22 protein-coding genes are annotated in these 22,353 nt (G+C 66.1%); 10 read left to right on the top strand and 12 right to left on the bottom strand.

Annotated elements, in window-relative coordinates:
- Positions 1–18 precede the first annotated feature (18 nt).
- The 4 genes from IHE49_RS01085 to IHE49_RS01070 all read right to left on the bottom strand — a co-directional run bounded on the left by IHE49_RS01085 (position 19) and on the right by IHE49_RS01070 (position 3,528).
- A complete protein-coding gene (locus IHE49_RS01085) occupies positions 19–2,049 on the bottom strand; it encodes a methyl-accepting chemotaxis protein (RefSeq protein WP_192154123.1) in 2,031 nt (676 codons plus the stop codon).
- 127 nt (positions 2,050–2,176) lie between these two features.
- On the bottom strand, positions 2,177–2,722 hold the full coding sequence (locus IHE49_RS01080; protein WP_192154122.1) for a chemotaxis protein CheW: 546 nt from the start codon (positions 2,720–2,722) through the stop codon (positions 2,177–2,179).
- The gene (locus IHE49_RS01075) at positions 2,719–3,096 is read right to left on the bottom strand and encodes a response regulator (protein ID WP_192154121.1); all 378 of its coding nucleotides are present in this window, start codon (positions 3,094–3,096) and stop codon (positions 2,719–2,721) included. Before IHE49_RS01075 ends, IHE49_RS01080 begins: the two co-directional genes overlap by 4 nt.
- 21 nt (positions 3,097–3,117) lie before the next feature.
- Positions 3,118–3,528: a response regulator gene (locus IHE49_RS01070; RefSeq protein ID WP_192154119.1), complete on the bottom strand. Its 411-nt coding sequence runs from the start codon at positions 3,526–3,528 to the stop codon at positions 3,118–3,120.
- A 342-nt stretch (positions 3,529–3,870) separates the two neighbouring features.
- On the opposite strand from IHE49_RS01070, the gene gshB reads away from it, so the two are divergent.
- From gshB to IHE49_RS01040, 6 genes are all read left to right on the top strand, one after another.
- Positions 3,871–4,833, top strand: coding sequence for a glutathione synthase (gene gshB / locus IHE49_RS01065; RefSeq protein WP_192154117.1), 963 nt, complete (start codon positions 3,871–3,873; stop codon positions 4,831–4,833).
- Positions 4,830–5,690 (top strand): energy transducer TonB, encoded by an 861-nt coding sequence (locus IHE49_RS01060; RefSeq protein WP_192154115.1) that lies wholly within the window; start codon positions 4,830–4,832, stop codon positions 5,688–5,690. The genes gshB and IHE49_RS01060 overlap by 4 nt, the downstream gene beginning before the upstream one ends.
- Positions 5,691–5,714: 24 nt before the next feature.
- Positions 5,715–6,284, top strand: a complete 570-nt coding sequence (locus IHE49_RS01055) for a YqgE/AlgH family protein (RefSeq protein WP_192154113.1) — start codon at positions 5,715–5,717, stop codon at positions 6,282–6,284.
- Entirely contained in the window at positions 6,281–6,733 is a 453-nt protein-coding gene (ruvX, locus tag IHE49_RS01050) for a Holliday junction resolvase RuvX (RefSeq protein WP_192154111.1), read from the top strand. The genes IHE49_RS01055 and ruvX overlap by 4 nt, the downstream gene beginning before the upstream one ends.
- Complete coding sequence (locus tag IHE49_RS01045; protein ID WP_192154109.1) at positions 6,730–7,656, top strand: aspartate carbamoyltransferase catalytic subunit; 927 nt, start codon at positions 6,730–6,732, stop codon at positions 7,654–7,656. Before ruvX ends, IHE49_RS01045 begins: the two co-directional genes overlap by 4 nt.
- Positions 7,657–7,765: 109 nt before the next feature.
- Positions 7,766–9,565, top strand: coding sequence for a hypothetical protein (locus IHE49_RS01040; RefSeq protein WP_192154107.1), 1,800 nt, complete (start codon positions 7,766–7,768; stop codon positions 9,563–9,565).
- 155 nt (positions 9,566–9,720) lie between these two features.
- Here the strand turns inward: IHE49_RS01040 and IHE49_RS01035 are convergent, their stop codons facing one another.
- Positions 9,721–10,887, bottom strand: coding sequence for a PilT/PilU family type 4a pilus ATPase (locus IHE49_RS01035; RefSeq protein WP_192154105.1), 1,167 nt, complete (start codon positions 10,885–10,887; stop codon positions 9,721–9,723).
- Positions 10,888–11,018: 131 nt separating this feature from the next.
- Positions 11,019–12,056, bottom strand: coding sequence for a type IV pilus twitching motility protein PilT (locus tag IHE49_RS01030; RefSeq protein ID WP_192154103.1), 1,038 nt, complete (start codon positions 12,054–12,056; stop codon positions 11,019–11,021).
- Between the two features lie 259 nt (positions 12,057–12,315).
- Between IHE49_RS01030 and proC the strand changes: the two genes are divergently transcribed.
- The 3 genes from proC (at position 12,316) to IHE49_RS01015 (ending at position 16,299) form a co-directional block, all read left to right on the top strand.
- Positions 12,316–13,137, top strand: a complete 822-nt coding sequence (proC, locus tag IHE49_RS01025; RefSeq protein ID WP_192154101.1) for a pyrroline-5-carboxylate reductase — start codon at positions 12,316–12,318, stop codon at positions 13,135–13,137.
- 272 nt (positions 13,138–13,409) lie between these two features.
- Complete coding sequence (locus IHE49_RS01020) at positions 13,410–13,985, top strand: YggT family protein (protein ID WP_192154100.1); 576 nt, start codon at positions 13,410–13,412, stop codon at positions 13,983–13,985.
- A gap of 184 nt (positions 13,986–14,169) precedes the next feature.
- The gene (locus tag IHE49_RS01015; protein WP_192154098.1) at positions 14,170–16,299 is read left to right on the top strand and encodes a M13 family metallopeptidase; all 2,130 of its coding nucleotides are present in this window, start codon (positions 14,170–14,172) and stop codon (positions 16,297–16,299) included.
- A 39-nt stretch (positions 16,300–16,338) separates the two neighbouring features.
- Here IHE49_RS01015 and IHE49_RS01010 read toward each other — a convergent pair whose 3' ends face one another.
- Genes IHE49_RS01010 through pdxH form a run of 3 tightly spaced genes read right to left on the bottom strand, consistent with a single transcriptional unit; the run spans position 16,339 to position 18,228 of the window.
- Positions 16,339–17,142, bottom strand: a complete 804-nt coding sequence (locus tag IHE49_RS01010) for a cobalamin-binding protein (protein WP_192154096.1) — start codon at positions 17,140–17,142, stop codon at positions 16,339–16,341.
- A gap of 2 nt (positions 17,143–17,144) precedes the next feature.
- Positions 17,145–17,585, bottom strand: a complete 441-nt coding sequence (locus tag IHE49_RS01005; RefSeq protein ID WP_192154094.1) for a secondary thiamine-phosphate synthase enzyme YjbQ — start codon at positions 17,583–17,585, stop codon at positions 17,145–17,147.
- A 13-nt stretch (positions 17,586–17,598) separates the two neighbouring features.
- Positions 17,599–18,228 (bottom strand): pyridoxamine 5'-phosphate oxidase, encoded by a 630-nt coding sequence (gene pdxH / locus IHE49_RS01000; RefSeq protein ID WP_255523408.1) that lies wholly within the window; start codon positions 18,226–18,228, stop codon positions 17,599–17,601.
- Positions 18,229–18,321: 93 nt separating this feature from the next.
- Between pdxH and IHE49_RS00995 the strand changes: the two genes are divergently transcribed.
- A complete protein-coding gene (locus tag IHE49_RS00995; RefSeq protein WP_192154090.1) occupies positions 18,322–19,161 on the top strand; it encodes a kinase in 840 nt (279 codons plus the stop codon).
- Positions 19,162–19,218: 57 nt separating this feature from the next.
- Here IHE49_RS00995 and IHE49_RS00990 read toward each other — a convergent pair whose 3' ends face one another.
- The 3 genes from IHE49_RS00990 to IHE49_RS00980 all read right to left on the bottom strand — a co-directional run bounded on the left by IHE49_RS00990 (position 19,219) and on the right by IHE49_RS00980 (position 22,339).
- Positions 19,219–20,448, bottom strand: a complete 1,230-nt coding sequence (locus IHE49_RS00990; RefSeq protein ID WP_192154088.1) for an FtsX-like permease family protein — start codon at positions 20,446–20,448, stop codon at positions 19,219–19,221.
- Positions 20,449–20,457: 9 nt separating this feature from the next.
- Positions 20,458–21,798 (bottom strand): ABC transporter permease, encoded by a 1,341-nt coding sequence (locus IHE49_RS00985; protein WP_192154086.1) that lies wholly within the window; start codon positions 21,796–21,798, stop codon positions 20,458–20,460.
- A gap of 190 nt (positions 21,799–21,988) precedes the next feature.
- The gene (locus IHE49_RS00980; protein WP_192154084.1) at positions 21,989–22,339 is read right to left on the bottom strand and encodes a YbjQ family protein; all 351 of its coding nucleotides are present in this window, start codon (positions 22,337–22,339) and stop codon (positions 21,989–21,991) included.
- Positions 22,340–22,353: the final 14 nt, after the last annotated feature.

Below are 22,353 nucleotides of genomic sequence, written 5' to 3'. Positions count from 1 at the left end.
AATGTCGCCGCCAAACCGTCAGCCCGGCAGCTTGAAGTGGGCCACCGAGCGACGCAGATCGCTGGCCAACTGCGCCAACGTACCGATCGAGTCCGCGGTCCGGCTGGCACCCTGCGAGGTCTGCGAGGTGATTTCCCGGATCGCGTTCATCGATTGCGAAATGTCCGTCGCCGCCGCCGACTGCTGGCGTGCCGCGCTGGAGATGTTCTGAATCAGCGCGGACAGGTCATGCGACACGCGTTCGATGTCGCCCAGCGCGCTGCCTGCATCCTCCGCCTTGCGGGCGCCGGCCACCACTTCGGCGGTGGTCTGCTCCATCGAATTCACCGCTTCGTTGGTATCGGACTGAATGGTCTGCACCAGTGTCTCGATTCGCTTCGTGGCGCTGGTGGAGCGTTCCGCCAGTCGCTGCACTTCGTCCGCCACCACCGCGAAACCGCGGCCCGCCTCGCCGGCCGAAGCCGCCTGGATGGCCGCGTTCAAGGCGAGGATGTTGGTCTGCTCGGCGATGTCGTTGATGAGTTCCACGATGGAGCCGATTTCCTGCGAAGACTCACCCAGCCGCTTGATGCGCTTGGAGGTTTCCTGGATCTGGTCGCGGATCGAGTCCATGCCGGAGATCGTCTCGCGCACCACCTCGGCGCCGTGCGAGGCAATCTGCACCGAGCGCTCGGCCACGTCGGCCGATTCGGCGGAGTTCTTCGACACGTGGTCCATCGAGTTGGCGATCTCGTTGATCGCGCTGGTCGCGGTGCTGATCTGCTGCGCCTGCTGCTCGGCCGAGGCGGCCAGATGGCGGGCGGTGGTCTGCGTTTCCTGCGCCGACGAAGAGACCTGCTCGGAGGTTTCGTTGATCGTGGTCACCAGGGTACGCAACTCGTCGATGGCGTAGTTCACCGAGTCGGCGATGGCGCCGGTGATTTCCTCGGTCACCGTGGTCTTCACCGTCAGGTCGCCTTCGGCGAGCGCGCCCATCTCGTCCAGCAGGCGCATGATCGCCTCCTGGTTGCGCTGGTTGAGCGAGGTAGATTCGGCGAATCGGCGGCGCTGGTCGCGCACCAGGCTGACCACCAGCAACAGGGCGAAGGCCACCGCACCGATGGCGGCCAGGAGGCCCCACCACACGTTCGGAAACAGGCGGCGCAGCGGCAGCTTGCCGATCTGGTCGGCGAGATCGTTCGCGCGCAGCAGCACCGACTGCGAATCCAGCGAGGCCTGAGTGCCTGCCTGCTTCACCGCCGCCAGGTTGCCGGAAGCGGACACCAGCTTGGCCAGCGGATCGGCCAGCTTGCTCCAGCCGCCCTGCATGTCGGTGAGGATCTTGTGGGCGTTGGCGTCGGCAATCGGCTTCACGCCGCTGTTCGCATTGTTCTCGGTCAGGCCCTGCAGCACGTTGCCGTACTGCTGGGCATCGCGCTGCAGGCCGTCAGCAGCCGCCTGGGCGTTGTCGCCGCCCTGCAGCACTTCCTGCACGCGGCGGATGATGCGGTCGGCCGACAGCATCTGGCGCGAGGTGCCCAGCATCTGGTCGGCGCTGCCGTTGCGCTGCTGCAGGATGGTGACCACCTGCTCCATGCTGGAGTTGAGCAAGGGCATCTGCTGCGACACGGTGGCCGCGTTCTGGCCGGAGTCGAGCACCACGGACCGGTTCGACAGGATCTTGCCGATGTCGCTGTCCAGCTGCTTCCACGCGCCATCCAGCGCGCTGTACGAGCGGCCGACCAGCGAGGTGTTGTTGTCGGCGTAGGCATGCATGCCGGTGGTCGCATCGCCCCTGTTCAGCTTGCGCACGGCGGAATCGATCGCGTTGCGGGTGCTTTCCAGCTCCTTGAACGAATCGGCGTTGCCGTCGGACGATTCCAGCGCGAATTTCGCGGTCTGCTGCGACAGCACCTGGATCTGCGTGGTCAGCGCTACGGCTTGCCGGTCTTCGCCGTTCTTCACGTTGAGCTGCCAGAAATCCAGGGCCGCGAAACCGATCGCGACCAGCAACATGACAATGAGCGCGGTGTTCCCCCGCTCTTTGCCGACGCCCCCTGTAGTGCTCATGTTCACCTCGTCCGTCTACTTCGCCGGATCCGTTCCGCCTACTGGGGCGGCATCGGATCCTTGGTCTGCCATCTTGGAATTGCCGGCCCTTGGCGGCACCGAACCTGTTGTCTGCAACCGTCCGGGCTCAGGCCGCGGCCTGACGGAAGTCCGGGGCACGCACCAGCCTGCCCATGCTGAATATCGCCATCTGCTGCCCGCCGTCGCCCACCAACTGCTCGGCGAAGCGGGCCAGCCGTGGATCGTCCTCCTGCCCAGCCGCGCGCCGCTGCTCTTCGTCCACCGTGCGCTGGCCGAACACCTCGTCCACCAGCAGTGCCACGCTGCCGCCACCCTGGCGCACCACCAGCAGGCGCGCGCGGTCGGTTTGCGGGGTGCGCTCGCCAAACAGGAAGCGGCCGAAATCCACTACCGGCATCAGGTTGCCGCGCACGTTGGCCACGCCGAGCAGCCATGGCTGCGTGCGGGGCACGGCGGTGAGCGGGGGCATCGCCAGCAATTCATTGATCTCGCCGATTTCGCTGACCAGCATGCGCTGCCCCACGCGGTAGCCGATGCCGCGCCACAGACCGGGCGCATCCATCCGCTCGCGGGTATCCGAGGCATGCGCCAGGGACAACCGCTCGTAGCTAGCCAGGATTTCGAAAGGGGTAAGGCCAGGGGTTGCGTTCATGCCGCGCTCGCGCTGGACAGCAATTGGTTGATGCAGGCGAGCAACTCGCCCTCGTTCACCGGCTTGGTGATGAAGGCGCGCGCGCCCTGGCGCAGGCCCCACACGCGGTCGGTTTCCATCGCCTTGGTGGTGATCATTACGATCGGCACCGCGGCGGTGGCAGGGTCGCGGGTAAGCGTGCGGGTCGCCTGGAAGCCGTTCATGCCGGGCATGATGACGTCCATGATGACCAGCGCCGGCGGCGCGCTGCGCACGCGCTCGATGCCTTCCTCGGCGTTGCCGACCGAGGCGACCTGATGCCCCGCACGTTCGAGCAGCGTGGTTAGCACGCGCACGTCGGTCGGGGAGTCGTCGATGATGAGGATATTGGCCACGGTTCCCCCTGAGTTCCGCGGTCAGCGACCGGTCGCCGCGCCGACGTGCTGCTGGATGGCACCCAGCAACTCGTCACGCGTGAACGGCTTGGTGAGGTACTGCTCAGCGCCCACGACGCGGCCGCGCGCCTTGTCGAACAGGCCATCCTTGGAGCTGAGCATGATCACCGGCGTGGCGCGGAACTGCGGGTTGTTCTTGATCAGCGCGCAGGTCTGGTAGCCGTCCAGCCGCGGCATCATGATGTCGACGAAGATGATGGCAGGCTTCTGGTCGGCGATCTTGGCGAGCGCCTCGAAGCCGTCCACGGCGGTCAGTACGTCGCAGCCTTCCTTCTTCAGCAGGGTCTCTGCCGTGCGACGGATGGTCTTGGAATCGTCGATCACCATGACCCGCAGGCCGGCCAGACCATTCGCGTTCGCGTTCAGATTCATTTCTCCCCCTGTCGCCCAACACCGGGCCCAGGACAATCAGCAAGGCAGGCAACAAGCATGCCGCTGATGCACATGACAAAACAACACTTGGTATTGCAGCACACGACCCCGCTCTGCGGCGGGATGCGCTAGCAGTCGTTGTTTACTGCCTGCCTGCCATGGCGTCAAGCAACATTCGCATCGTCAAGCATCCGTCGGCGCGCAATGTGACCTTCACCGGCCATGTCGGACCTCCCGCGGCATGCGGGGCCCATGCGCGCTTGTCGCGACCTGCCGCGTGGGCGAACATCGTCACCCTGTCGCCGGCGTGCCGCGCCGCAAAACCTTTCGCGGAGAATCACGATGCCACTTTCAGTCGCGGTGCTGATGGATCCCATCGGCACGATCAAGCCGGCCAAGGACACCACCCTGGCCATGCTGCTGGAAGCTCAGCGCCGCGGCCACACCCTGTTCTACATGGAACAGGGCGACCTGGCCCTGCGCGATGGCGCACCGTGGGCCCGGCTGCGCCCGCTGGCGGTGCGCGACGACCAGCACGACTGGTCCACGCTGGGCGAGGCGCAATGGCGCGACCTGCGCGAACTGGACGTGGTGCTGATGCGCAAGGATCCGCCGGTCGACGCGCAGTTCGTCTACGACACCATGGTGCTGGAAACAGCCCAGCGCGGCGGCCTGGCGGTGGTGAACGATCCGCGTGCGCTGCGCGACTGCAACGAGAAGCTGTTCGCGCTGCAGTTCCCGCAGTGCATCGCCCCCACCCTGGTGAGTCGTGATGCCGGCGAGCTGCGCCGTTTCGTCGCCGAATGCGGCGAGGCGGTGCTGAAACCGCTGGATGGCATGGGCGGACGCGGCATCTTCAAGGTGAAAGCCGGCGACAGCAACCTCAACTCCATGCTGGAAACCCTGCTGGCCGGCGGCCCGCACGGCGAGGGGCGGCAGTTCGCCATCGCGCAGAAGTTCATCCCGGCGATCAGCGCAGGCGACAAGCGCATCCTGCTGATCGACGGCGAGCCGGTTCCGTATGCGCTGGCGCGCATCCCGCAAGGCGACGAGTTCCGCGGCAACCTCGCCGCCGGCGGCCGCGGCGAGGGCGTGCCGCTGAGCGAGCGCGACCGCTGGATCGTCGCCCAGGTGGCGCCGGAGCTGTGTCGGCGCGGCCTGCGCTTCGTGGGCCTGGACGTGATCGGGGATTACCTCACCGAGATCAACGTCACATCGCCGACCTGCGTGCGCGAGCTGGATGCGCAGTTCGGCCTTAATATCGCAGGCCTGCTGTTCGACGCCATCGAGAACACCGCTTCGTGAGTCCTGCCGCCGTACGCCCCAGCGCCGCCCCCATCGGCGCCACCCTGCTGTTCTCGCTGCTGCTGCATGGCGTGCTGCTGCTGGGCATCACCTTTCATTTTGCCAAGATCGATCCGGGCCTGCCCACGCTGGACGTCACCCTCGTCAACGTGGCCAACCGGGAAGCGCCGGATCAGGCTGATTTCCTGGCGCAGGCGAACAATCGCGGCGGTGGCCAGAGCGACCAGGCCGCGCGACCGTCGCAACCGCTCTCCGGCGCGTTGCCCAAGCCATTTCCGGGCACGGCCATGCAGTCGACCGAAGCCGCCACGCCTCTGCCCCGCGAGGCCACTCCGCAGCGCATGGTGACCACCAGCGGGCAAAGCAATTTCAGCGTTGCCAGCGACACCGCCCACACCGAAGTCCCGCCCCAGGATGCCCCTACCGCCGAGGATCTGCGCCGCCAGCAGGAAATGGCGCAGCTCTCCGCCGAACGGCGCCAGGCGATCGAGGACTACGCCAAGCGCCCGCGCAAGAAATACATATCGGCCAACACCCGCGAATACGTCTATGCCGCCTACATGCGCGGCTGGTCCGACCGCGTCGAACGGGTGGGCAACCTCAACTATCCGGAAGAGGCACGCCGGCGGGAATTGCATGGCGACTTGCTGCTCACCGTATGCATCAATCGCGACGGCAGCATCAGCAGCATCGACGTGATCCAGAGCTCCGGCCAGCCGCTGCTGGATGCCGCCGCCAAGCGCATCGTGCAACTGGCCGCGCCGTTCCCCCCGCTGCCGCCCGAGGCGAAGGTGGACCAGCTCTACATAACGCGCACCTGGCAGTTCCTGCCCGGCAATGTGCTGCGGAGCAAATAACGTCGGGCGGTTTACAATGCGCGCATGAGCCGCACCGAACCGCCTACCCTCACCGGCCACTTCCTGATCGCCATGCCCGGCCTGGCCGAACCGCCGTTCTCGCGCGGGGTGGCCCTGCTCTGCCAGCACAACGAGGAAGGCGCGGTTGGCCTTCTGGTAAACCAGCTTTCGCACTACCGCTTCGGCGACGTGCTGGCGCAGATGAAACTGGAGTGCAGCGACCCCGATCTGGTCGACGCCCCGGTGCTGATCGGCGGCCCGGTGCAGCAGGAACGCGGCTTCGTGCTGCATCGCGAGCCGGGCCACTGGGATTCCAGCTATCGCATCAACGCACAGTGGTCGGTGACCACCTCGCGCGACATCCTGGTGGCGATGGCCGCGGGCGAAGGTCCGCGCCAGGCGATCATGGCGCTGGGCTACGCAGGCTGGGACGCCGGCCAGCTGGAACAGGAGCTGATGGCCAACGCGTGGCTCACCGTGGAAGCCAGCGAACGGGTGATCTTCGATACCCCGCTGGAGGAGCGCTGGAGCGCCGCCGCCGGCCTGGTCGGCGTCGATCCGCTGCAACTCGCCGGTTACGCGGGCCACGCATGAACTGCGCCTTCGGCTTCGACGTTGGCAGCAAGCTGATCGGCGTCGCCGTGGGCAATGCGCTTACCGCCAGTGCACGTGCGCTGGGCGTGGTGGCGATGCGTGACGGCTCGCCCGACTGGCCCGCACTCGATGCCATGCAGGCGCAATGGCTGCCCGAGGCCCTGGTGGTAGGCCTTCCGCTGACACTCGCCGGCGAGGAGCAGCCCGCCACGCGCCGAGCCCGCCGCTTTGCCGAACAACTCGGGGCCCGCTACGGCACCGCCGTTGCGCTGGTGGACGAACGCCACAGCTCGCACGAAGCCGCACGCCGTTTTGCCGGCGCACGCGCTGCCGGCCTCAAGCGCCGCCGCGACACCGCCACCATCGACGCCGAGGCCGCCGCCGTGATCCTCGAACGCTGGCTGGCCGACACCACTTCAACTTTCCCTGCCCAAGCATCCTCTCCATGAGCCCACGCCTGCGCCACCTCACCACGCTGGAACACCTGCCACGCGCCAGCATCGAGCACCTGCTCGACCGCGCCATCGCGCTGCGCGACGCCTGCGCGCATGGCACCCGCAAGCTGGACACGCTGGCCGGGCGCACCGTGCTCAACCTGTTCTTCGAACCGTCCACGCGCACGCGCACCTCGTTCGAGCTGGCCGCGCGCCGGCTCGGCGCCGACGTGGTGAACTTCGACATCGGCTTCTCTTCCACCACCAAGGGTGAAGCGCTCTACGACACCTTGCACACGCTGGAGGCCATGCACCTCGATGCCATCGTCGTGCGCCACAAGGTGTCCGGCACACCGGAGGAACTGGTGCGCCATGCGATGAGCGGCGTGTCGGTCATCAATGCCGGCGACGGCAACCGCGCCCATCCCACCCAGGGCCTGCTCGATGCGCTGACCATCCGCCAGCACCGGCCGGATTTCGAGAATCTCGTTGTGACGATCTGCGGCGACATCCGCCACTCGCGCGTGGCGCGCTCGGACGTGCACGCGCTCGCCGCGCTGGGCGTGGGCGAAATCCGCTTGTGCGGGCCCGCCGCACTGCTGCCGGAAGCGGACGAACTCCCGCAATGCCGCCTTACCGAGGATTTCGACAGCGCCATCGCAGGTGCCGACGTGGCGATCATGCTACGCCTTCAGAAAGAGCGCATGGCCTCCACCGACCTGCCCGACGAGGCTGCCTACTTCCGCCACTACGGCCTCGACAGCCGCCGCCTCGCCCTTGCCGCGAAGGGCTGCCTGGTGATGCATCCAGGCCCGCTCAACCGCGGCATCGAAATCGCCGACGCGGTGGCCGACGGCGCACAGTCGCGCATCCTCGAGCAGGTGGCCAACGGCGTGTTCGTGCGGATGGCCGTGCTGGGCGAGCTGCTGGCACGTTGAACACCCGCGGATAGGTCTGCCCGACAGCCGGGCGGCCCTAATCTTGCACCGCAACAAGCATACAAAACGGGCATAATGCCTGCGACGGCTTTCATTACCGGGGAACACCATGCAATCGAGGACGCGCTTCATCGCGCTGGGTCTGGCCTGCGCCGCATTGGCGGCCTGCTCGCACAAGGACAAGGACGCACCGCTGGCCTTCGTGCCCGCGGATACGCCCTACGTGGCCGCCAACCTGGCCGTGCTGGACGACGACACCCGCAAGGCGCTGCTCGCCCAGGCCAATCTGCAGCTGCCGTCGCAGGTCGCGCAGATGGAGGCCTATGCGACCCGCCTGCAGGCCAGCGACCCTGACGCCGCGCGCCTCGTGCAGGCCTTCGCCGCCGAGTACAAGGGCAAGACCGTGGAAGGCTTCGCCCAGTCCACCGGCTTCGACCTCAAGGGCCGCTTCGCGCTGTACGGCGAAGGCATGGCGCCGGTGCTGCGCGTCGAACTGAGCGACCCGGCTGCCTTCGATGGCTTCGTAGCCCGGCTTGAAACCGCCTACGGCAAGAAGCTGGACACCGCCACCATCGGCAAGCAGACCTACCGCCTGCACGTGTTCCCTGCCTCCGGCGCGGAGCTGGTGCTGGCCGTGGTCGGCAAGCAGATGGTGGGCGCCCTGCTCCCGGCCGACGCCGCCACGCCGCTGCTGCGCCAGACGCTGGGCCTGGACCGCCCGGCGAAGAGTCTGCAGGACGACGGCCGCCTCGACACACTGGCCAGTGACAAGGGTTATGCGAAGTGGCTGGTGGGCCAGTTCGACCTCACCCGTGCGCTGCCGCTGGTGCTCACAGGCTCCGATCCGCTGGTCGCCGCGGTGGAGAAGGCCCGTGCCAGCGCCGAGTCGGCCCAGACTGGCGAGCCGGTGGCGAACCTGCTGAAGAACTCGCCCGACTGCGCCCCCGAAGCCAGCCGCATTGCCGCGCGCGTGCCGGCCATGAGCTTCGGCTACACGAGGCTGGATGCCACACACCAGGACGCGCGCTTCGACCTCGCACTGGCCGATGACATCGCCAAGGCCTTCAGCGGCCTCAAGGTGGAATTGCCGGGGTTGGGTAGCGGCGCCAGTACGGCACCGTTCGACTTCAGTCTCGCCCTGCCGGTGGCCGCCCTGCGCACGTTCTGGTCGGCACAGGCCGAAGCGGTGGCGGCCAAGCCGTTCGCCTGCCCCATGCTCACCGACCTCAACGACAGCTTTGCCAAGCTGGGCGACGCGCTGCCGAAGACGGCCATCCCGCCGTTCGGCAACCTGCTCGGCCTGCGTGTCGCGCTGGACACGCTGGGCACCGACAGCACCAGCAGCCTGCCCGACTTCACCGGCCGCATCGTGCTGGGCACCAGTGACCCCGCCGGCCTGCTCGCCACCGGCCAGATGATGGTCCCCGCATTGGCCACGGTGAAGACAGCCGCCAATGCCGCACCGGTGGCCCTGCCGAAGGATGTGACCGGCATGCTCGGCCAGCCGAGCTGGCTGGCCAGCGGCGACAAAGCGCTCGCACTTGGCATCGGCTCTGGCGAAGACGCCAAGCTCGCTGGCACCTTGCACGATGCGTCGGGCGAACCCGGCCAGATGGCGCGCATGCACCTCTCCGGAGCGATGTACCTGGACTGGCTGAAGTTCATGGAGAAGAAATCCGACAGCCTCGCCGCCGCTGCCGCGGAAATGAGCAAGAACGACGAACCCCCTGCCAATGGCGAACCCTCGCCGGCCAACGAAGCCGCGCAGGCCGCCGCCGATGCCGCCCGCAGCAAGGCGCAATTCGCCGCGATGGAAGCGCAGGCGCAGCGCGTGGACGGCATTGATGCCGAAATGCATGTGACCGACAGCGGAATCGTCGTCACCAGCCACACGACGCTCAAGCAGTAATTTGGAGTTGCGCGAACGAAAAGAAGAAGGCGCCCAATGGGCGCCTTCTTCTTTTCCACGCATCTGTAGGAGCCCACCCTGTGCGCGACTGCCTTGCGCTTCGATCAAGGCAAAAGCTTTCGCGCACAGGGTGCGCTCCTACTGGCAGGCATGGTTCAACGTTGCAGCAAACCGCCGCCGAAACTGTCGCCACCGCGAGGCTGCTCCACCTCCACGCCTTCCAGACCCTGCGACAACGTGTGCGCATCGCCACCGTGCGCCAGCTTGATGCGCAGACGCACTTCGTTCGAGCTGTCGGCGTGGCGCAGTGCGTCCTCGTAGCTGATCTCGCCGGCGTGGTACAGCTCGACCAGGCTCTGGTCGAACGTCTTCATGCCGAGCAGGTTGGATTCCTTCATCACGTCCTTGAGCTTGTGGATCTCGCCCTGGCGGATGTAGTCCTGCACCAGCGGCGTGCCCAGCAGCACTTCCACCGCCACGCGTCGCGCCTTGCCGTCAGGCGTGGGGATCAGCTGCTGCGCCACCACGCCTTTGAGGTTCAGCGACAGGTCCATGAACAGTTGCTGGCGACGATCCTCGGGGAAGAAATGCAGGATGCGGTCCATCGCCTGGTTGGCATTGTTCGCGTGCAGCGTACACAGGCACAGGTGGCCGGTCTCGGAGAAATTGATCGCGTGCTCCATCGTCTCGCGCGTGCGCACTTCGCCGATCATGATCACGTCGGGCGCCTGGCGCAGGGTGTTCTTCAGCGCGTTCTCCCAGCTGTCGGTGTCGATGCCGATCTCGCGCTGGGTGATGATGCAGCCCTCGTGCTTGTGCACGTATTCGATCGGGTCCTCGATGGTGATGATGTGGCCGGTCGAATTGGCATTGCGGTAGCCGATCATCGAGGCCAGCGAGGTGGATTTGCCGGTGCCGGTACCGCCCACGAAGATGATGATGCCGCGCTTGGTCATCGCCAGTTGCTTGATCACCGGCGGCAGGGTCAGCTCCTCGATGGTGGGGATCTTCGACTCGATCCGGCGCAGCACCATGCCCACGCAATTGCGCTGGTAGAAGCACGACACGCGGAATCGGCCCACCCCTTGTGCGGAGATCGCGAACTGGCACTCGTGGGTCTTCTCGAACTCCTCGCGCTGCGAGGGCGTCATCACGTTGAGCACCATGTCGCGCGACTGCTGCATGGACAGCGGGCTCTGCGTGATCGGCACGATGCGGCCCTGCACCTTCATCGACGGCGCCACACCCGCGGTGATGAACAGGTCGGAAGCCTGTTTGTGCACCATCAGCTTGAGGAAGGAAGTGAAGTCGAAGTCGCTCATGGCTTTGTCCGGGAGTCAAAAGGTGGAGCCCAGGGCTCGCCAAACGCGAAACCCACCGCCCCGTGGAGCCGGGGCATAGCAGCGCGGGGTGTCGACCCCCATTCCCCGCGCCCCATCTGCTATTCCATTACTTACTTGAACAGATCCTTGTTCTTGGCATAGCTGCCCGCTTCCTGGCGCGACACCAGGCCACGCTTCACCAGGTCCTGCAGGCATTGGTCCAGCGTCTGCATGCCGAACTGCTGGCCGGTCTGGATCGCCGAATACATCTGCGCCACCTTGTCTTCGCGGATCAGGTTGCGGATGGCGGGCACCGCGACCATGATCTCGTGCGCCGCGATGCGGCCGCCGCCGGTCTTCTTCAGCAGCGACTGCGAGATCACCGCGCGCAGCGACTCGGACAGCATCGAGCGCACCATCGGCTTTTCGCCCGCGGGGAATACGTCGATGATGCGGTCGATGGTCTTGGCCGCCGAGCTGGTATGTACGGTGGCGAACACCAGGTGGCCGGTTTCCGCGGCGGTGAGCGCCAGCCGGATGGTTTCCAGGTCGCGCAATTCGCCGACGAGGATGTAGTCCGGGTCTTCGCGCAGCGCCGAACGCAGCGCCTCGTTGAAGCCATGCGTGTCGCGGTGGACTTCGCGCTGGTTGACCAGGCACTTCTGCGAGGTGTGCACGAACTCGATCGGATCCTCGATCGTGAGCATGTGCCCGTATTCGTTCTTGTTGATGTGGTCGACCATCGCCGCCAGCGTGGTGGACTTGCCCGAGCCGGTGGGACCGGTCACCAGGATCAGGCCCTGCGGCTGTTCGATCAGCTCCTTGAACACGCGCGGGCAGGCGAGATCCTCCAGCGTCAGCACTTCGGACGGAATGGTACGGAACACCGCACCGGAACCGCGATTCTGGGTGAACGCATTGACGCGGAAACGGGCAAGGCCAGGGATCTCGAACGAGAAGTCGGTCTCCAGGAACTCCTCGTAATCGCGCCGCTGCTTGTCCGACATGATGTCGTACACCAGCGAGTGCACCTGCTTGTGCTCCAGCGCGGGAATGTTTATGCGGCGCACGTCGCCGTCGACGCGGATCATCGGCGGCAGGCCCGCGGACAGGTGCAGGTCCGAAGCCTTGTTCTTCACCGAGAAGGCAAGCAGTTCGGCGATATCCATCTGTGGTTCCCCTCGACCAGTCGTCGGATGCTGTGGCAATGGCTGCGGCGAAAGGACGATGCGCGGACGCGGCGCGCCACCGACGCGCGGACACCTCTGGCCATCCCCCCCTTGCAGCGAGTCGATACTACTCGCGGCACGGGGCGAACGGCCAGCCTTCGCCCCGGTTTGCGCACCGCGTCACCGAAACCGCGGCACCCCAGGACGACGCCCACTCCGGTAAGGTATGCGACCGTTCCCCCCCAACCCAGGTGCCTTCATGACACGTATCGCCTTCGTCGGCGGCGGCAACATGGCACGCAGCCTGATCGGCGGCCTGCTCGCCACCGGCCTGGCGCCCGCCGACATCCGCGTGGCCGAACCGCTGGCCGAGACGCGCGACAAGCTGGGCCATGACTTCGGCATAGCCACTTTTGCCGAGAACCGGCTGGCCGTGGCCGACGCCGAGGTGATCGTGCTGGCGGTGAAGCCGCAGGCCATGCCCAAAGTGCAGGCCGAGCTGCGCATGGCCATGCAGGGCCAGCGACCGCTGGTCATCTCGATCGCCGCCGGCGTGCGGCTGGACCAGCTGGAACGCTGGCTGGGCAACCTGCCCATCGTGCGCTGCATGCCGAACACACCCGCCTTGATCGGCGCCGGCGCCACCGGCCTGTGCGCCAACGGCCGCGTCAGCCCTGCCCAGAAGGCGCTGGCGCAACACATCATGGATGCCGCCGGCCTGACCCGCTGGATCGCCGACGAGTCGCTGATGGACACCGTCACCGCGCTCTCCGGTTCCGGTCCCGCCTACTTCTTCGCCCTGGTCGAGGCGCTGGAAGACGCCGCCGTGGCACAAGGCATGCCTCGCGACACCGCCCGCGCGCTGGCCGCGCAGACCTGCCTGGGCGCAGGCCGCATGCTGGTGGAAAGCGGCGAGGATCCCGCCGAACTGCGCCGCCGCGTCACCTCGCCCAACGGCACCACGCAGGCCGCGCTGGAAAGTTTCGCTGCCGACGACCTGCCGCGCGTCACGGCCCGTGCCGTCGCCGCGGCCACCCGTCGCGGCGCGGAACTGGCCGACGCCCTGGACAAGGAGACCTAGAGCCTGTTTATGATCTCCAAGCACTCCGCATTGCCATCAAGTGGCCGTCAGACGGCAGGGCGTGGCGCATGGCCTGCGTGGCTGGCTGGTCAGGCCGTTCGCTACCGCATGGCTACCGCTCGATGGCAACCTGCACGGGCCGTGGTTGTTTGCCCGCATCCCTGCGTCATTACTCCGCCATGGACCGACGTCCACTCCCCCGCTCTTCCTCGGCTCGCGCGCAAACAGCTCTCGGCGCGGAGTGCTTGGAGATCACAACCAGGCTCTAATCCGTGAGTTACCTGCTCAACGCCATCGCCCTGCTGGTCGAGCTGGCCTTCGACGCCGTCGCCACGCTGTTCCTGCTGCGCCTCGCCGCCGAGGCCTGCCGCGCGGACTTTCACAACCCGCTCAGCCAGTTCATCTACCGCACCACCAACCCCGTGCTGGCGCCGCTGCGCCGCGTGCTGCCGAACTGGCGGCGCATCAACCTCGCCGCCTTGCTGGTGGCGTGGCTGGCGATGCTGCTGAAGCGCATCGTGCTGTTCGCGCTGGTGGGGTTGGTGGCGCATCCGCTCGGCTTGTTCGTGCTGTCCTTGGCGGAACTGCTGGACTATGCCCTGCTGTTCTATCTCGTCTTGGTGTTCGGCTGGTCGCTCATGAGCATGTTCGCGCCCGATCCTTACCACCCGCTGCAACGCCTGCTGGGCACGATCGTCGACCCTCTGCTGCGCCCGCTGCGCGGCAAGTTGCAGGTGGGAATGATCGATTTTTCGCCGACGGTGGTGATCGTCGCCCTGTTGCTGGCGAGGATGCTGGTGGCGCAACCGTTGCTCGACCTCGGGACGCAGTTGGCGGTGGTCGGCTGATATTCGCGGGAAGGAACGCGTGCCCCCGCGGCAGGCACGCTAGAACTGCTCAACGGCGGCCATGGATGGGCGAATTTCCGGCGGCGACGTTCGATCGATCCACGTCGAAAGTCATGCCTCTCGCCCGGATCCAGCGATACCACGATCCGCTAGCATGCGCCGACATTCTTCCGGAACCCTGCGCATGAAAGCGAACCCACGCCGCCTGTCCTGTTGCCTGCTGGCCGCATCCGTCGCCATCGCCCTCGGCGGCTGCAACAACGCGACGCCACCGCAGGCATCGAACACTGCCGCACCCGCAGCCACCACTGCCCCGGCCCACGCTGCGACGGCGGCGGCGGTTCCCGCGGCGAAGGCAGACGTGGTTGCCGCGAACATCGATGCCTCGGTGAGCCCCGGCGACGATTTCTTCAGCTACGCGAACGGCGCATGGCTCAAGAAAAATCCCATCCCTGCATCCGAGGCCACCTGGGGCATCGGCAAGCTGGTGCAGGAGGACCTGTACGGCAAGCTGCGCAAGATCAGCGAGGATGCCGCCGCGGAGAAGGATGCCGCGCCTGGCAGCGACGAGCAGAAGATCGGCGACTTCTGGAGCACTGCGATGGACACCGACCTGGCCGACCGCCAGGGCTTGGCGCCGCTGAAGCCGGAGCTTGACCGCATCGACGCCGTCAAGGACGTGCCGGGCGCGCTCGACGAAGCCTTCGCCCTGCAGTCGCTGGGCGTCGATGCCTTGTTCGACTTCGGCGTGCAGCAGGACGAGAAGCAGAGCGACGTGATGGCGGTCTACCTCGAACAGGGCGGACTGGGCCTGCCCGAACGCGACTACTACTTCAACACCGAACCCGGCGTGGCCAAGGCCCGCGCTGCCTATGTTGTGCACCTGCAGCACATGTTCAAGCTGCTGGGCGAAGATGATGCCACGGCAGGCGCCAGCGCAGACAAGGTGATGGCCTTCGAGACCGCGCTGGCCAAAGTGTCCCGTCCGCTGGCCGACCTGCGCGATCCGCAGAAGAACTACAACAAAATGTCTCCCGCCGACCTGACCCGCAAGTACACGCCGGGCATCGCGTGGAACCGGCAGTTGCAGGCGTGGAAGCTGGATCCGTCCTACGTCATCGTCGGCCAGCCCGAATTCTTCGGCGGCCTGCAGAAGCTGCTCGGGCAGACGCCGGTGCCGGTGCTGCGCGATTACCTGCGCGTGCACCTGGTCGACGATTACGCCGCAACACTCAGCAAACCCTTCGACGACGAGCATTTCGACTTCTACGGCCGCGTGCTCACCGGCCAACAGGAACAGCAGCCACGATGGAAGCGTGCGCTGCGCGCGGAGAACCGTGCGATCGGCATGATCCTCGGCCGCATCTACGTGCATGATTATTTCTCCGCGGAAACCAAGCAGCGCTACAACGCCCTGGTGGAGGCCATCCGCACCGCGTATGGCGCGCGCATCGACAAGCTGGACTGGATGAGCCCCGCCACCAAGGCCAAGGCGCACGAGAAGCTCGCCGCGGTGACCAAGAAGGTGGGCTACCCGGACAAGTGGAAGGACTATTCCGCGCTGCAGATCGGTCGCGACTCCTGGGCGCAGAACGAGATGAGCGCACGGCGCTGGGCCTTCAACGACCAGGTGTCGAAGTTCGGCAAGCCGGTCGACCGCAGCGAATGGGACATGACGCCGCAGACCTACAACGCCTACTACAACCCGTCGAACAACGAGATCGTGCTGCCGGCCGCGCAGTTCATGATCCCGGGTTTCAGCGACGGCGAGGTCGACGACGCCGTCGTGTACGGCTATGCCGCCGCCTCGACCATCGGCCACGAGATCACCCACGGCTTCGATGACCAGGGCCGTCAGTTCGACGCCAAGGGCAACCTCGCCGACTGGTGGACGAAGCAGGACGCGCAGAAATTCACCCAGCGTGCCGACGTGCTGGCGAAGCAGTTCGACGCCTACGAACCGCTGCCCGGCCTGCACATCAACGGCAGCGCGAGCCTCGGCGAGAACATGGCCGACCTGGGCGGCGTGCTGATCGGCCTGGATGCATTCAAGCAGACCGAGGAATACAAGAAGGGCGACAAGGTCGCCGGTTACACACCGCTGCAGCGCTTCTTCCTCGGCTACGCGCTGTCGTGGATCTTCGAAGAACGCGACGCCATGCTGCGCCAGTCCCTGCTCAGCGACGTGCACGCCCCGGCGAAGTGGCGCGTGAACGGGCCGCTGTCGAACATCCCCGATTTCTACGAGGCGTTCGACGTCAAGCCCGGCCAGCCGATGTGGCGCGACGCCAAGGACCGCGTGCAGGTCTGGTAAGCAACGATGCTCGGGCTGACTCGCGTCACATGATGCGGGTCAGCCCGGGCGACCCGCCCACGCCACGATGATGCGATGGATCGCGTCCAGCCCGTCGAACAGCGCCGCCGGCCCCGGCTGCAGGATGATCGGCGACTTGATCTCGTGCAGTTCGCCGTCGCGCACCGCGGGAATCGCCTCCCAGCCCGGCCGCGCCGCCACCTTCTCCGGCCGGAAGCGCTTGCCGCACCACGAGCCAAGGACGATGTCCGGCGCGCGTCGCACCACTTCGTCGCCGTTGGCGAGGATGCGCTGCTTCGCCAGCGGCTCGCGCGCCAGTTCGGGGAAGCAATCCTCGCCGCCGGCGATCTGCACCAGCTCGGCCACCCAGCGGATGCCGGTGATGATGGGCTCGTCCCATTCCTCGAAGTACACCTTGGGCCGGCGCGGCAGCCGCGCCGCAGCGACGCGAATGTCGGCGATGTGCTGCTCGGCGCGCCGCGCGTAAACCTCGGCCTTCTCGTGTGCGCCGACCATCGCACCGAGGCGGCGGATATAGGCAAGGATGCCGTCCACGCTGCGGTGGTTGCTGATCCACACCTCGATACCGGCCTTCACCAGCTCGCGCGCGATGTCGGCCTGGATGTCGGAAAAGCCGATGACCAGGTCCGGCTCCAGCTTCAGGATCTCGCCGATCTTCGCGCTGGTGAAAGCGGAAACCTTGGGCTTCTCCCTGCGTGCCCGCGGCGGACGCACGGTGAAACCGGAGATGCCCACGATGCGCTGCTGCTCGCCCAATGCGTAGAGCACTTCGGTGGGTTCTTCGGTGAGACAGACGATGCGCTGCGGGAAGGCATCCGCCATGCTCAATGCCCCAGCACGGTCACGATGACCTTGCGTTGATGCGGGTCGCGGCGATGTTCCCACAGGAACAGGCCCTGCCAGGTGCCCAGCTGCAGCCTGCCGCCATGCACGGGCACGACGAGGCTCGCGCCGGTGAGCACAGAGCGCACGTGCGCAGGCATGTCGTCCGGCCCTTCGGCATCGTGTTCGAAGATCGCATCACCGTCTGGCACCGCGCGGGCCAGCCAGCGCTCGAGATCCTCGCGCACCGCGGGGTCGGCGTTCTCGCTGAGCAGCAGTGAGCAACTGGTATGTGCGGTGAACACGTGGGCGATGCCGACGCACACGCCGCTGGCAGTCACCCTGTCGGCGACCTGGCCGGTGATCTCGGTGAAGCCGCGGCCACGTGCGTGCACCGTGAAGCCGTGCTGCGCAACGTGCTCTGCAGGCACGGAACGGCTCATGGCGGGGACATCTTCACGGATACAGCAACCGGTGTGTCCAGGTCTGCCCGTGCCGGCTCCAGCGCACGCGGTCATGCAGGCGGAACTCGGCGCCGTACCAGAACTCGACCATGTCCGGTTCGATCAGGAAGCCGCCCCAGTGCGGTGGGCGCGGCACGTCGCGGCCCTCGAACTCGTGCTCGTAGCGCGTCACGCGCTCGTCGAAGCTGTGCCGGTCGGGCAGGGTCTGCGATTGCAGCGAGGCCCAGGCGCCGATCTGGCTGCCGCGGGGGCGGGTGGCAAAGTAGGCATCGGATTCCTCCGCCTGCAGCTTGCGCGCCACACCCTCCACGCGCACCTGCACGCCATGGCGCAACTGCTTCCAGTGGAAGCACAACGCCACCTGCGGATGTGCCGCCAACTGGCCACCCTTGTCGCTCTCGTAGTTGGTATGAAAACGGAAACCACGCTCGTCCACACCCTTGAGCAGCACGATGCGCGAAGCCACGCGGCCGTCGGCGCCCAGGCTGGCCAGGTTCATCGCGGTGGGCTCGGGGTCGCCGGAGGCCTTCGCCTCGTCCAGCAACTGCCGGAAAGTCTGCAGAATCTCTGGGTTCAGCATGGCTGGAAAATTTTTCCTTGAATCGTGGCGCGACCGCGCCATCATGACGCGGATGAAGCCCGCTTATCTTAACGCAATCCCCATTTCCGCCCTTGTGCGCGGCGGCCTTCACCCATCCATGGCGGAAGCCTGCCGATGACGGCCGCCAAGCCGCATCCGCCCGCACCGAACGCCTCGCTGGCCGGGCACCTGCTGGACCAGTACGCCGGGCGCATCGCCCGCTCGCGCCGCCCCTACATCATCGGCCTGTCCGGCCTGCAGGGCAGCGGCAAGAGCACGCTGGCGCGCGAAATGAAGGCACAGGCCGAGGCGCGCGGCTGGGCCACCGAAATCCTGTCGCTGGACGACTTCTATTACGCGCGTGCCGACCGCGAACTGATGGCCCACCAGATCCATCCGCTGCTGCGTACCCGCGGCGTGCCGGGCACGCACGAGATCGAGCTGCTGCTCTCCGTGCTGGCCGCGCTGCCGCAGGCTTCGGAAAAGCTGCCGGTGGCATGGCCGCGCTTCGACAAGGGGCGCGACACGCGCGTACAACCCTCGCGCTGGCCCCGCGTGACGCGACCACCGAAGCTGGTGATCGTGGAAGGCTGGGCGCTGGGCATCCGGCCGCAGGTGCAGGCCGCGCTGGAAGAACCCGTGAACCAGCTGGAACGCGAAGAGGATCCCGACGGCAGCTGGCGACACTGGGTCAACAAGCAGTTGCGCGGCTATCAGCCGCTGTGGCGCAAATTCGACGCGCTGATCGTGCTGCAGGCGCCAAGCTGGAACGTTGTGCGCCGCTGGCGCGGCGGGACCGAGGAAGAACTGCTGGCACGGCATGCCCCGCTGGCGATGGACGCCGCCACCATGACGCGTTTCCTGCAGCACTTCGAGCGGCTCAGCCGCCATGCGCTAGTCACTCTGCCTGCGCTCGCGGACAGCGTCGTGGAATACGACGACGACCGACATATGACCGGACTCACGCACGCGTGACGAGCGCCTCATTGTCATCCTGACGAGCAGCACCGCGTGCACTGCGACACTCTCGCCTCAGATCCCGCGCGTCGCCATCACGGGTGGTACGCGCGCAGCACGCAACGCGGGAGACAACACGGCGACCTGGCCGAGCATCAGCATCAACGCTGCACCATAGGCGAGGAAGGGCCATGGCAGGCGCTGCAGTTCGTAGTAGCGCATCAACCAGGCGTTGCCGAAGTACGCCAGCGCCATGCCAAGCACCACGCCAATGCCGACGATAAGTGCATTTTCGGCAAGGAAGTAATGCAGGATATCGATGCGCCGCGCACCCAGCGCACGATGTATACCTATGTGCCGCGTGCGTTTCTGCACCCAGAAGCCGGTAAGGCCCATGATGCCGATCACGGTGACGATCACCACCGTCAGCGACACACCGCCGAACAGCCACAGTGCGGCGCGTCGGCTTTTGAAGGCTGCGCCGCTGCGCGTGTCGTAGAAGCTGACCTGCACCTTTACCCCTTCCGCCTGCCGCATGCCGAACTGACTCTGGATAGCCTTGCTCACATCACGCAGCGCCACCTCACGCATGGCTGGATCGACCCGTACCGCGTAGGAAAGCGGCATGGCCGTATCGCCCACGCGCTGCGGCATCAACATGGTGTCGTCCGCACGACCACTGGTGGCCATGTCGAGCTGGTTGCGCAGCAGGTGGCGCACGATGCCGACGATCCGGTACCCGGCACCTGCCGGCTCATCGGGGTCGGCCACCTGCTGCCCCAGTGCATCTGCATTACCGAACAACTTGCGCGCCAACGCCTGCGTGACGATCACCGGCATCGGCACGCCCTTGTAGCCATCCATGGCCCGATATTCGCCGGACAGGAAATCGCGCCCCTCCACCATGGGGATGTCCAAGGTATTGCGCAGCCCCTCGCCAGCGTACACGTTGACGCCCACCTTGACGCCGGTCGATCCCAGCATGCCAAAGGCATAGATAGTACTGAATGTCATCGGGAGGCTGTGTGCTGGACTGACCGCGCGCACGCCAGGCACTTCGTGCAGCGCCCTCGTGCCAGCCCGCACGTCTGCGGCCGTCCATTTACCGTCGGCGGCGACCAGCTGGTCGATCAAGATCAGGTTGGCTGTGTCGACGCCGCTGGATGCCAGCATCGGCTCCATTTGCTGCCAGGTGAGGAACATCACGTTACAAAGGATGGCGCAGGCCAATGTCACCTGCAGCAGCACCAGCAAAGGCATCAGGCTTTGCCGGCGCAAGGTGGAAAAATGGATGCGCAGCGACATGCCAATCCCTCACTCGCTCTTGATCTGCAGACCCGGGTCGATCATCGACATCCGCCACGCAGGCACTAGACCCACCAACACCCCCACCGTCAGTGCAAGCGCGAACAACGCGCCGAACATCGCAGGATCAAGTCGCGCCAAGCCGGAGAATCCGTTGTCTTGCTGGCGCAGTATCCAAAGTCCCAGCAACGTCAGCGGCAGCGCGAGCATGCCGCCAACCAGGCAGACTAATCCCGACTCCAGCACATGCTGCATGAACACCGCTCGCCGCGGCGCCCCCAGCGCACGGCGTATGCCCACATCACCGCTGCGGCGCAGGAAACGCGCGGATAGCAGGCCTGCCACATTGAACATGCACAACAGCAGGAACGAGCCGGCCAACCACACGTTCAGGCGCACGCTGTCGGGCACCACGTCGTTCTGCTTCAGCCAGCCTGTCACACCAGTCAGTTCCGAACGCGGCTTCTTGCCGAAACCGGCCAGCGCTGCCTGCTGCTCTACGTAGTTCTGCAGGAAGCTGCGGTAAGCCAATACCTGTTGCGGCGTGTCGAGTCGCACCCAAACACCCAGCGAGGCGCAACGCACTGGATCGACAGGGGTACTGATGGAACCCTTATACGACGCGTCGCAATCGTCCGTAGCGTAAGGCACCAGCCCCGCATCCAGTGCAGCGGCATAAGGTACGTAGAGGTTTTCCCCGCCGTCGCGGCTGTAGGCCCCCACACTCAAGGTATAGAACCTTGGCTGCGTCACAAAAGGCTGGATCACACCCACCACGCGGAACAGCGTGTTCTTGAGGCGCACGCTGCGTCCCAGCGCATCTGCCGTACCGAACAGCTTCCTCGCCAGATCGGTGTCGATCACTGCCACCGGCATGCGAGCAGCATCCTCGGCGGGCGTCCAGTCACGACCATCGTGCAGGGTCACACCAAACATCGGGATGAAGTCCGAGGTCGTCGCCAACACTAATTGCTGGCCCTGCACATGCTTGCCGTCGTCGGACACCTCATCGGCGGCCATATCGGTCACTACGGTCTGCCGTACCGCGCGGCGCGCTGCCAGCAACGCCTGTGCATCGGCCAACTTGATGCGGTGGAGGTTGTTGTTCTTGAACCCGTTGAGTGCATCGTCTTCCGAGTTGGCCGCCGGCTTTGCCAGAACGGTATCCACCCATGCCAGATACAGGCTCTGGCTACGGCCCGGCAACGGGTCGGCCGAAAGCACATGCAACAAAATGAGCGTGGTCATGCATGCCGCCATGCCCAGCGCCGTCGTCAACACCACCAACACGGTGCTCTTTGGAAAGCGCCTCAAGCCATGCAGGGCCAGTTCGAGGTTGTAGCGAAGCATTCAATTTCCCTGGGTGATCCCGCATGCCTGCCATCCATCGATTGATGTGGCGCTATCAGATTACATTAGTAATTCAAAACACTGCGGCGGTCGGGCAACAGACACGAGAACACTTGCCAAGCAAGTAGCAAGCGACCTGGCAACCCCAATCTCAAAAGCGAATCACTCCTTGCGGAGCGATTCGTGACACTCAAGTCTGAGCCGGCTCCACCTGCACCGCCGTGCCATAGGACAGCACCTCGGTGACGCCCTCGGCGACGTCGTTGGCGTCGTAGCGCATCGCCACCACCGCGTTCGCACCCATCGCGGCGGCATGCTGCAGCATCAGCTCGAAGGCCTCCTCGCGCGCCTTCTCGCACAGTTCCGTGTAGATCGTGATGTTGCCGCCCACCAGGGTCTGCAGCGCGGCGCCGATATTGCCCACCACGCTGCGCGAACGCACCGTGATGCCGCGCACGATGCCCAGCGTGCGAGTGACGCGATAGCCGTGCAGGTCGTTGCCGGTGGTGACCATGCCGTGCGGGATCGGTAAGTTGACCATGAGCGGACTCCAGT

The organism is Rhodanobacter sp. 7MK24 (assembly GCF_014842995.1).
In the GTDB taxonomy this organism is placed as follows: Bacteria; Pseudomonadota; Gammaproteobacteria; order Xanthomonadales; family Rhodanobacteraceae; genus Rhodanobacter_A.
Note: the sequence above shows the minus strand (reverse complement) of the source record. Positions and strands in the feature narration are given on the sequence as shown.

What these genes read in the sequence shown, in the direction of transcription:
- IHE49_RS00990 (WP_192154088.1), bottom strand. Translation starts at nt 20,448, where the DNA reads ATGTCGCTGCGCATCCATTTTTCCACCTTGCGCCGGCAAAGCCTGATG.
- IHE49_RS01055 (WP_192154113.1), top strand. Translation starts at nt 5,715, where the DNA reads ATGAGCCGCACCGAACCGCCTACCCTCACCGGCCACTTCCTGATCGCC.
- IHE49_RS01010 (WP_192154096.1), bottom strand. Translation starts at nt 17,142, where the DNA reads ATGGCGGATGCCTTCCCGCAGCGCATCGTCTGTCTCACCGAAGAACCC.
- ruvX (WP_192154111.1), top strand. Translation starts at nt 6,281, where the DNA reads ATGAACTGCGCCTTCGGCTTCGACGTTGGCAGCAAGCTGATCGGCGTC.
- IHE49_RS01085 (WP_192154123.1), bottom strand. Translation starts at nt 2,049, where the DNA reads ATGAGCACTACAGGGGGCGTCGGCAAAGAGCGGGGGAACACCGCGCTC.
- IHE49_RS01080 (WP_192154122.1), bottom strand. Translation starts at nt 2,722, where the DNA reads ATGAACGCAACCCCTGGCCTTACCCCTTTCGAAATCCTGGCTAGCTAC.
- IHE49_RS01035 (WP_192154105.1), bottom strand. Translation starts at nt 10,887, where the DNA reads ATGAGCGACTTCGACTTCACTTCCTTCCTCAAGCTGATGGTGCACAAA.
- gshB (WP_192154117.1), top strand. Translation starts at nt 3,871, where the DNA reads ATGCCACTTTCAGTCGCGGTGCTGATGGATCCCATCGGCACGATCAAG.
- IHE49_RS00985 (WP_192154086.1), bottom strand. Translation starts at nt 21,798, where the DNA reads ATGCTTCGCTACAACCTCGAACTGGCCCTGCATGGCTTGAGGCGCTTT.
- IHE49_RS01015 (WP_192154098.1), top strand. Translation starts at nt 14,170, where the DNA reads ATGAAAGCGAACCCACGCCGCCTGTCCTGTTGCCTGCTGGCCGCATCC.
- IHE49_RS01030 (WP_192154103.1), bottom strand. Translation starts at nt 12,056, where the DNA reads ATGGATATCGCCGAACTGCTTGCCTTCTCGGTGAAGAACAAGGCTTCG.
- IHE49_RS01040 (WP_192154107.1), top strand. Translation starts at nt 7,766, where the DNA reads ATGCAATCGAGGACGCGCTTCATCGCGCTGGGTCTGGCCTGCGCCGCA.
- IHE49_RS01045 (WP_192154109.1), top strand. Translation starts at nt 6,730, where the DNA reads ATGAGCCCACGCCTGCGCCACCTCACCACGCTGGAACACCTGCCACGC.
- proC (WP_192154101.1), top strand. Translation starts at nt 12,316, where the DNA reads ATGACACGTATCGCCTTCGTCGGCGGCGGCAACATGGCACGCAGCCTG.
- IHE49_RS00995 (WP_192154090.1), top strand. Translation starts at nt 18,322, where the DNA reads ATGACGGCCGCCAAGCCGCATCCGCCCGCACCGAACGCCTCGCTGGCC.
- IHE49_RS01005 (WP_192154094.1), bottom strand. Translation starts at nt 17,585, where the DNA reads ATGAGCCGTTCCGTGCCTGCAGAGCACGTTGCGCAGCACGGCTTCACG.
- IHE49_RS01070 (WP_192154119.1), bottom strand. Translation starts at nt 3,528, where the DNA reads ATGAATCTGAACGCGAACGCGAATGGTCTGGCCGGCCTGCGGGTCATG.
- IHE49_RS00980 (WP_192154084.1), bottom strand. Translation starts at nt 22,339, where the DNA reads ATGGTCAACTTACCGATCCCGCACGGCATGGTCACCACCGGCAACGAC.
- pdxH (WP_255523408.1), bottom strand. Translation starts at nt 18,228, where the DNA reads ATGGCGCGGTCGCGCCACGATTCAAGGAAAAATTTTCCAGCCATGCTG.